Source organism: Ruegeria sp. AK11 (assembly GCF_056541095.1).
Window position 1 is genome coordinate 1 of the sequence record NZ_JBQFXU010000024.1, and the last position, 8,160, is coordinate 8,160.

The window sequence follows — 8,160 nt, forward strand, 5'->3', positions numbered from 1 at the left end:
CACTGGATATTCCAAGCTTCGCGCCGATCTCCTGGATCGGCTTCTTATTCGCTTCACGCGCAATTTCGATGTCGGATTTATAGCTCATTGGGTTTGGTCTCCCTGCGTGAGATAGTCTGAATTGGTCCGGCCAAAGCGACAAAACGCAGGGCCAGATTCGGTCGAAATTTTCTTTAAGGTAAATAAATATTCCCAAGGGTCAATACGTGAGTTTAGAACGCCCAAGGGACATCTCCAAACATCAAGTCAAGAATCAGCGGTTTGCGACCAGGATCAGGCGTATCTTTTTCGACCTGCGCTGAGACCCAGCAACCAATCCTCGACGATGCGCTGTTCCGGGAAAGCTTTTTGAAGCGGCCTTTTCAGCAGGTAGTATCCGGATTGCGTTCGCACCGAAGCGTTCTGGACCGGCCTGACCAACGCGCCGCTCTCAAGCAAGGGGTCAACAAGATGGGCCCAGCCCAATGCAATTCCCAAACCATCGACGGCAGCCTGAACCGACAGTGGATAGGTGTTGAAAGCCACAGCTTGTTCCATCGCTGAGGTGGAAACACCGTTACCGCTGAACCATGTACGCCATGTCATCCACTCCGCATGGCTGCTGGTGACTTCAATAAGGTCCAGTTCCGGCAGCGCGGAAAGAACTGCCGCATTGGGGTTGCTTCTGAGGTACTCGGGGCTACAAACCGGAAACACTGTTTCTCCGAACAGAAGCTTTGCTTCGTATCCCGGCCACTCGCCATCTCCACGCAGTATTGTCAGGTCCATGGAATCCGAAAGGCATTCTGCGTCACTGTCCGAAGACACCAGCGAAATACGGATACGACCGTTGGATTTGTTGAACTTGTGCAGTTGTGGCATCAACCACAAAGACGCGACAGAGTTCGTCGCGGAAATCGACACCTTGTTGGCCTGATGTTTGGCCAGCATCTCACGGCTGACGTCCCGCATCTGATCCAGAGACTTCTCGACAGTTGCCAACAGAATGGCACCTTGTTGCGTCAGTGACACCGAACGGTGACCTCGCACAAACAATGGCACATCATAATGCTGCTCCAGCAGGCGCACTTTGCGGCTGATCGCGGTTTCCGAGATGTTCAGCACCTTACTGGCCTGCACAAAGCTTTGCGCTTTTGCCGCGGCTTCAAACGCCAACAAATAATCAAGCGGAGGAAGGACTTTCCCTGTGACTGATGTTTTCTTTGGCATTTACAGGATCTTTCCCGATCTGGACGCGGCCACACGCAAAAACATTCATGGTCACCCGTTGCCGTCTGAACGGGCAACCGACTGTTAACATAGTAAAAAGTTGAGTTTGCCTCAAGATTTTATGGTCAACGCCCCTCAAATTTCTTTTCTGCATTATGAGCGATTCTAGGCAAAATGCACAAATTCGCGGGCCGGAAGAGCCCCTTTGACAAAAAACGAACCTCACTCAGGGAGCGAACATGAAACTTACAAACCTCCTTTCCGCAGCAACCTTGGCGGCAGTAGCGGGAACCGGGGCGATTGCCGAAGACAGCAGCGACCCGATTGTCATTCCAATTCACAACTGGTCCAGCCAGATCGTGATGTCCAACGTCGTCGGTCTGATCTTCGAAGAGATGGGCAACAACGTCGAATATGTCACCACCGACAGCCAGGCGGTTTATGAATCGGTCCGCTTGGGCGACGTCGCGCTTGAGATGGAAGTCTGGGAAGGCGCGTTTGGCGCATCCTACCGGGCCGCGCTGGAAAAGGGCGGTTTGCATGACGCGGGCGATCATGATGCCGTCACGCGCGAAGATTGGTGGTACCCGATGTGGACCAAGGAATCCTGCCCGGGCCTGCCTGATTGGAATGCACTGAACGACTGCGCGCACCTGTTTGCCACGGCCGAGACCGGGGATAAGGGTCGGTATCTTGATGGTCCGGTAGACTGGTTGAAACATGGTAAGGAACGCGCCGAAGCGCTTGATCTGAACTTCACCGTGATCAATGCGGGTTCCGCCGCAGCGTTGTGGGCCGAGATTGGTGCCGCCGAGGCCGACAAGACCCCGGTTCTTGTATTCAACTGGACGCCAAACTTTGCCGAAGCCGTCTGGCCCGGTGAGTTTGTGGAGTTCCCTGCATGGGAAGACGGCTGCGACAAGGATCCTGCCAAGGGTCCGAACCCGGACGCGCTGTATGATTGTGGCAACCCGGCAAGTGGATATCTGAAAAAGGCGGCTTGGGATGGCATGAAAGACAAGTGGCCAGCCGCGTATTGCGCCCTGACCCAGATTTCTTTCACCAACCCTCAGATCGCGGAAATGGCAAAGCTGGTCGACACTGATGAGCTTGAGCCGGAAGAAGCGGCAGAGGAATGGCTGGACGCCAACCGTGCCGTTGTTGACCCCTGGATCAATGCCTGCAGTTGATAACGGCTACGTATAATGAATCTGGCGCGGCCTTGATCGTTTTGTGATCCAGGGCCGCGCTCAACAAGAAAGAAAAGCAGCCATGCCCGCCATCGCGCCTGTCATATCAGCCAAGAATGTCTGGAAACTGTTTGGACCCTCGCCCGAGAGCTATCTGAAGTCCATGCCGGCAGGCCGCAGTTTCGACGAGATCCGTGAGGATGGGTATATCGCCGGGGTCAAGGATGTCTCGATCGAGGTTGGCCGTGGCGAGATGCTTGTCATCATGGGGTTGTCAGGATCGGGCAAATCCACGCTGGTGCGGTGCTTTTCGCGTCTGCACAACATCACCGGAGGCACGATCGAAGTAGACGGTCAGGACATCATGAAACTCAGCGAGCGCGATCTGATCGAATTGCGCCGCAACAAGATGGGGATGGTGTTTCAGTCTTTCGGGTTGCTGCCGCACCGCACGGTTCTGGACAATGTCGCCTTCCCGCTGGAAATGCGTGGGCAGGATCGCCACGACCGGCGCGAACGCGCTTTGGAGGTCATCAAGCTGGTGGGCCTTGAAGGACGGGAAGAATACTTCCCACGGGAATTGAGCGGTGGCCAGCAACAACGGGTCGGTATCGCCCGGTCGCTGGCTATCGAACCGGATATCTGGTTTCTGGATGAACCCTTCTCGGCGCTTGATCCGCTGATCCGCCGTGAAATGCAGGATGAATTCCTGCGCCTGCAAGAGATGCTGGGCAAAACCATCGTCTTCATCACCCATGATTTCGACGAGGCGCTGCGTCTGGCTGACCGGATTGCTATAATGCGCAACGGTGCGGTCGAACAATGCGATACTCCGGATCAGATCGTGATGAACCCGGCGACCGAATATGTGGCGAAATTCACCGAGGATATCGACAAGGCCCGCGTGGTGCATGCGAAAGGGCTGGCAAAACCGGTGAACGGCCATACCCTTGAAGGCGCGCCGATCAATGGCGGATCAACCATTCATGAACTGGCCCGGGTTCTGGTCAATGACAAGCGTATCCTGCTGCCGGTTGCGGATGAAACTGGCGTTGTCACCGGTGTTCTGGATCGCGATGCCGCGTTGAACGTTCTGCTCGGAGCCGAATGATGGCGACACTGTCCACCGAATTACCGGACACGGCAGACGGTGCGTGGGGGCGCACCAGAGTCCTTACCGCACTTCTGATCACCGCCTTTGCGCTGATCCTTGCCAAGGCGGTCGGAATTCTCCCTGAATGGTTGAACCGCATTCCCGAGGCAGCAATCCCGCCGACGGCGCAGGTGCTGGATGCGATCTTCAATTTCATCCAAAACGACCTTGGTCTGATCTACGTGACCCGCTTTATCGCCGAAGGCCCGTTGGAATTCCTGTTGGATATGTCGGCCAACCTGCTCGAAGGCAAGCGCCGCTGGCCTTATCTGGGCCCAATCCCGTGGTCAGCAATCGCTGCTGTCGCTGCTGTTGTGGGCTATGCCGTGGGGGGGTGGCGGCTGGCGGCTCTGGGTGCGGGTACGTTCATCTGGACCGCTGCAATCGGCCAGTGGAACATCGCCATGCAGACCATGTCTGTCATTGTAGTGGCGGCACCGCTGGCGTTTGTGCTGGGCCTGGTGCTGGGCATCGCCGCCTGGAAGTATGGCCGGTTCGAGCGGGTGCTGAAACCCATCCTGTCCGTTCTGCAAACCCTGCCATTCTTTACTTATCTCTTGCCAGCGGTGATCTTTTTCAAAGTCGGACCAACCGCGGGGGCCGTGGCAACAATCACCTTTGCCATCCCGCCGATGATCCTGATGACCACACTGGGTCTGAAGAAAGTCAGCCCCGAAGTGATCGAAGCCGGCCAGATGTCTGGATGTACACGCTGGCAAATGCTGCGGCATGTATACGTCCCAGCCGCACGCACCGAAGTACTGGTAGGTGTCAATCAGGTGATCATGCTGTGTCTGGCAATGGTGGTTCTCACCGCCTTTATCGGCATGCCGGGCCTTGGAGCCAAGTTGCTTGCAATGATGGGCAGCTTCAAACTTGGCCGTTCGTTTGAAATCGGCGTGACCATCGTTCTTCTGGCGGTCATGCTTGACCGGATGTCGAAGGCCTGGGTCGTCAAACAGCCCATTCATTTCGAACGCGGAACGCCATGGTGGAAACGGCACTGGATTCCGCTAATCGCAGTGGGTCTGTTCGTCGGGTTCACCCTGTTGTCGCAAGTGTTTCCGATCCTGGCTGAAGTTGGTCGCAAGCAGCATCTGAGCCAGGGAAAGGAAATCGACGATGTGATCAAGTCGGTTTTGGCCTTCGATGTGATCAAAGGGACAACCGAATGGCTGCGCTGGTTCCTGAACGTAAAAGTTCTGATCCCGTTTCGTGATACTTTGCTTGCCATTCCGACACCTGCGTTCATCCTGCTGGTTGTCTCCTTTGCCTATTGGATCGGAGGCCGCAAACCCGGTATCTATGCTGCGGTGTTTTTTACAATCGTCGCGTTTTCCGGCTGGTGGGATCGCTCGGTCATCACGCTCTATACAGTGATTTCAGCGGTTGTGTTGGCAACTCTGATCGGTATCCCCTTGGGCGTAGTCGCAGCTCGGTCCAAACGCTGGTCCAAGAGTATCCTGCTGGCCTGCGACACTGCGCAAACCTTCCCTAGCTTCATCTATCTGATCCCCGCGATCATGCTGTTCGGCGTCAATGACGTGGCGGTCGTGTTTTCCATCCTGATCTTCGCCGCCGTGCCGCTGATCCGCTATACCATCATCGGTCTGGGAAGCGTGCCGCCGGAAATGACCGAAGCCGCGGATATGTCTGGTTCGACGCGCAGACAAAAACTGATGTCAGTACAGTTTCCACTGGCGCTGCCGACTATGGCCGTCGGGTTCAATCAGGCCATCATGTTCGCGTTCTTCATGGTCATTATCGCCGCGTTCATCGGCACGCAGGATCTGGGGCAGGAATTGCAGCGAACCCTGGCAGGCACCGAATTGGGCAAGAATTTTGTACTGGGTCTGAACGTGTCTCTGATGGCGTTGACCTTTGATATGGCAATCAGCAGTTGGGCCGAAAAGCGCAAGCGCGCTTTGGGGCTGGATTAACCGGAGTTGTTCAGATGAACGTCAAACCCTTGTTTGAGGTACCGTTCGAACGCAGCGGGGTGCTGGCTCCTGGTCTGCCCATCCTGCCGCATGGCACAGAACGCCATCCGGTTCCCGCAATGGGATCGCGCGCCGTTCCGGTGTCCAAAGGGGACACGATCACATTGCTGGATCGCGATGGAATGCAGCCCGCTGAGATGGTATTTTTTGCCCCCGACCGAAGCTCGGACGCGGCGATGCTCGGCGCGCGGGGACACGGGTGTCCCGACGGGGTGATCGCAACGCTGGCAAACGGTTCCGCTTCGGGCCGGAAGGTTCTGCGCGCGCTCGAGGCTGCGGGGTTTGACATCGGGCAGGGCGACGCAATCCGCGCTTTTGTCGAAGGCTCGCGCCCCGGCGACATGGTGCATTTCGTGGCGGAAAGCGATGGTCTTCTGATCGTCGCCGCACCCGGCGAGGCGATGCGCCCGGAAAACAACAACCCTCCAACGGATATCATCCTCTATATTCAGCGTTCCGCGCCGGGTCTGGAAAAGCCGGGTGTTGGCGCGCCTGAGCCGTTGGCCGACCCTCTCAGGGACATCAACATTCAACCGGGAAACGCCATATCTTATGAGGTCAAAGCTGGAGAATTCATCCAGATCTTGGATATTCGCGGCCGCGAATGCTCGGATTTTCAGGCCTTCAGCCGCCGGGCGCTGGATCAGGGGATCGAGCGCGAAATCGATCCGACGACGACCCGCAGCCTGATGGGCAGCCTGTATCCGCAACCGGGGATATTTTCGAAATACTGGTCCGTCGATCAGGAACCCTTGATCGAAATCGTGCAGGACACTTGCGGTCGTCATGACACGTTTGGCCTTGCTTGTACGGCGCGGTACTACGAAGACCTTGGCTATCCAGGCCACGTAAACTGTTCGGACAATATTAACAAAGATCTGGACCAGTATGGCATCAAGCCGCGCGGCGGCTGGCCTGCGATCAACTTCTTTTTCAACACGATGCTGGATGACGCCAATGCCATTGGCATGGACGATCCCTGGTCGCGACCGGGTGACTTCGTGTTGCTGCGCGCGCTGACCGATCTGGTCTGCATCAGCACGGCATGTCCCTGCGACATTGATCCGGCAAACGGGTGGAACCCGACCGATATTCAGGTGCGAACGTACAAGGCGACCGAGGATTTTCAACGATCCTACGGCTATAGAAAATCTGCGGAGGCGGATGTGGAAGAAACCAAGAAAACTGCTTTTCACGACTGCTTTGCGCGGCATACCCGTGATTTCGTCGAGTATAACGGCTATTGGCTGCCGAACACGATGACCAATCATGGTGCGATTTCTGAATACTGGGCCTGTCGGGACAAGGTTGCCGTCATGGACCTGAGTCCTTTGCGTAAATACGAAGTTGTCGGACCCGATGCAGAAGAGCTGATGCAGCTATGCGTGACCCGCAACATGAAAAAGCTAAGCGTCGGTCAGGTCGTCTATACCGCAATGTGTTATGAGCACGGCGGGATGATTGACGATGGCACCGTCTATCGTCTGGGTGAGACGAACTTCCGCTGGATCGGCGGGAATGACACCAGTGGATTGTGGCTTCAGGAACAAGCGCAAAAACGCAACTTGAATGTCTGGGTTCGCAATTCGACGGATCAGCTGCACAACATCGCGGTTCAAGGGCGGCACAGTCGCGACATTCTCTCCAGAATTTTCTGGACACCCCCACAGCAACCAACGATTGACGAACTTCCATGGTTCAGACTGACCGTTGCACGGGTCGGAGATGTGCGCGGAACATCTGTCGTGATCTCCCGAACAGGGTATTCCGGTGAGCTTGGATATGAAATCTTCTGCCATCCCAAAGATGCAGTGGAAATCTTCGACCGAGTCTGGGAGGCAGGTCAGGATTATGGGATCACGCCGCTGGGCCTTGGGGCACTTGATATGCTGCGGATCGAAGGGGGCCTGATTTTTGCCGGGTCAGAATTCGACGACCAGACGGACCCGTTTGAAGCCGGCATCGGTTTTACCGTGCCGCTGAAATCAAAAACCGACGATTTCATCGGGCGGGCAGCAATCGAAGAACGCAAGGCGCACCCCCACCGAAGGCTGGTTGGTTTTGAAATCGAAGGCGGCGTCGTCCCGTCACCCGGCGACTGCGTCCGCGTCGGAAAGGCGCAGGTTGGAGCGATTACCAGCGCAATGAAATCACCCGTTTTAGGGAAAGTCATCGCTTTGGGTCGGATTTCAGTTACCCACGCGACAATTGGGGCAGACATCGAAATCGGGCAATTGGACGGCCAACAAAAACGGTTGAAAGCCAGGATCGTTCCATTCCCTCATTTTGATCCGACAAAGGAACGTGTGAAAGGGATATACTCAGAAACCACGGTTTCGGACGCAGCAGAGTAGTTGACCAAGAGGGCCGGGCTTGTGATTTGGCCGGGCACCGTAAAGGGTTATGTTGCAAACTTTTGACTATTGACGCGCTCGAATGCAGACGGTGAATGGCCGCCGGTGTATTCACTCGAGAACCAGTCCATGATTTATTTCAAAGGTGCGCAGTATCCGAAACGGTATTGTCACGTTAACGTCCGGTCGACGAGGGAATGCTGATGGTCGGGATTCAAGCGGCTCGAGTGGCAGCATTCCAGGCGTTAGTTGCC

The 8,160-nt window shown here is 55.9% G+C and carries 5 protein-coding genes; 4 read left to right on the forward strand and 1 reads right to left on the reverse strand.

Annotated features, from left to right (window positions below):
- Positions 1-273 precede the first annotated feature (273 nt).
- Positions 274-1,209 (reverse strand): LysR substrate-binding domain-containing protein, encoded by a 936-nt coding sequence (locus tag ACR0D9_RS20355; RefSeq protein ID WP_480484929.1) that lies wholly within the window; start codon positions 1,207-1,209, stop codon positions 274-276.
- A 239-nt stretch (positions 1,210-1,448) separates the two neighbouring features.
- Between ACR0D9_RS20355 and ACR0D9_RS20360 the strand changes: the two genes are divergently transcribed.
- The 4 genes from ACR0D9_RS20360 (at position 1,449) to ACR0D9_RS20375 (ending at position 7,906) form a co-directional block, all read left to right on the forward strand.
- Entirely contained in the window at positions 1,449-2,399 is a 951-nt protein-coding gene (locus ACR0D9_RS20360) for an ABC transporter substrate-binding protein (RefSeq protein WP_480484928.1), read from the forward strand.
- Between the two features lie 82 nt (positions 2,400-2,481).
- A complete protein-coding gene (locus ACR0D9_RS20365) occupies positions 2,482-3,510 on the forward strand; it encodes a quaternary amine ABC transporter ATP-binding protein (protein WP_480478516.1) in 1,029 nt (342 codons plus the stop codon).
- Positions 3,510-5,492 (forward strand): ABC transporter permease, encoded by a 1,983-nt coding sequence (locus ACR0D9_RS20370; protein WP_480484927.1) that lies wholly within the window; start codon positions 3,510-3,512, stop codon positions 5,490-5,492. Before ACR0D9_RS20365 ends, ACR0D9_RS20370 begins: the two co-directional genes overlap by 1 nt.
- A 14-nt stretch (positions 5,493-5,506) precedes the next feature.
- Positions 5,507-7,906 (forward strand): trimethylamine N-oxide demethylase, encoded by a 2,400-nt coding sequence (locus ACR0D9_RS20375; protein ID WP_480489463.1) that lies wholly within the window; start codon positions 5,507-5,509, stop codon positions 7,904-7,906.
- Positions 7,907-8,160: the final 254 nt, after the last annotated feature.

Coding starts and splice junctions, on each gene's coding strand:
- ACR0D9_RS20355 (WP_480484929.1), bottom strand. CDS start 1,209: ATGCCAAAGAAAACATCAGTCACAGGGAAAGTCCTTCCTCCGCTTGAT.
- ACR0D9_RS20360 (WP_480484928.1), top strand. CDS start 1,449: ATGAAACTTACAAACCTCCTTTCCGCAGCAACCTTGGCGGCAGTAGCG.
- ACR0D9_RS20365 (WP_480478516.1), top strand. CDS start 2,482: ATGCCCGCCATCGCGCCTGTCATATCAGCCAAGAATGTCTGGAAACTG.
- ACR0D9_RS20370 (WP_480484927.1), top strand. CDS start 3,510: ATGGCGACACTGTCCACCGAATTACCGGACACGGCAGACGGTGCGTGG.
- ACR0D9_RS20375 (WP_480489463.1), top strand. CDS start 5,507: ATGAACGTCAAACCCTTGTTTGAGGTACCGTTCGAACGCAGCGGGGTG.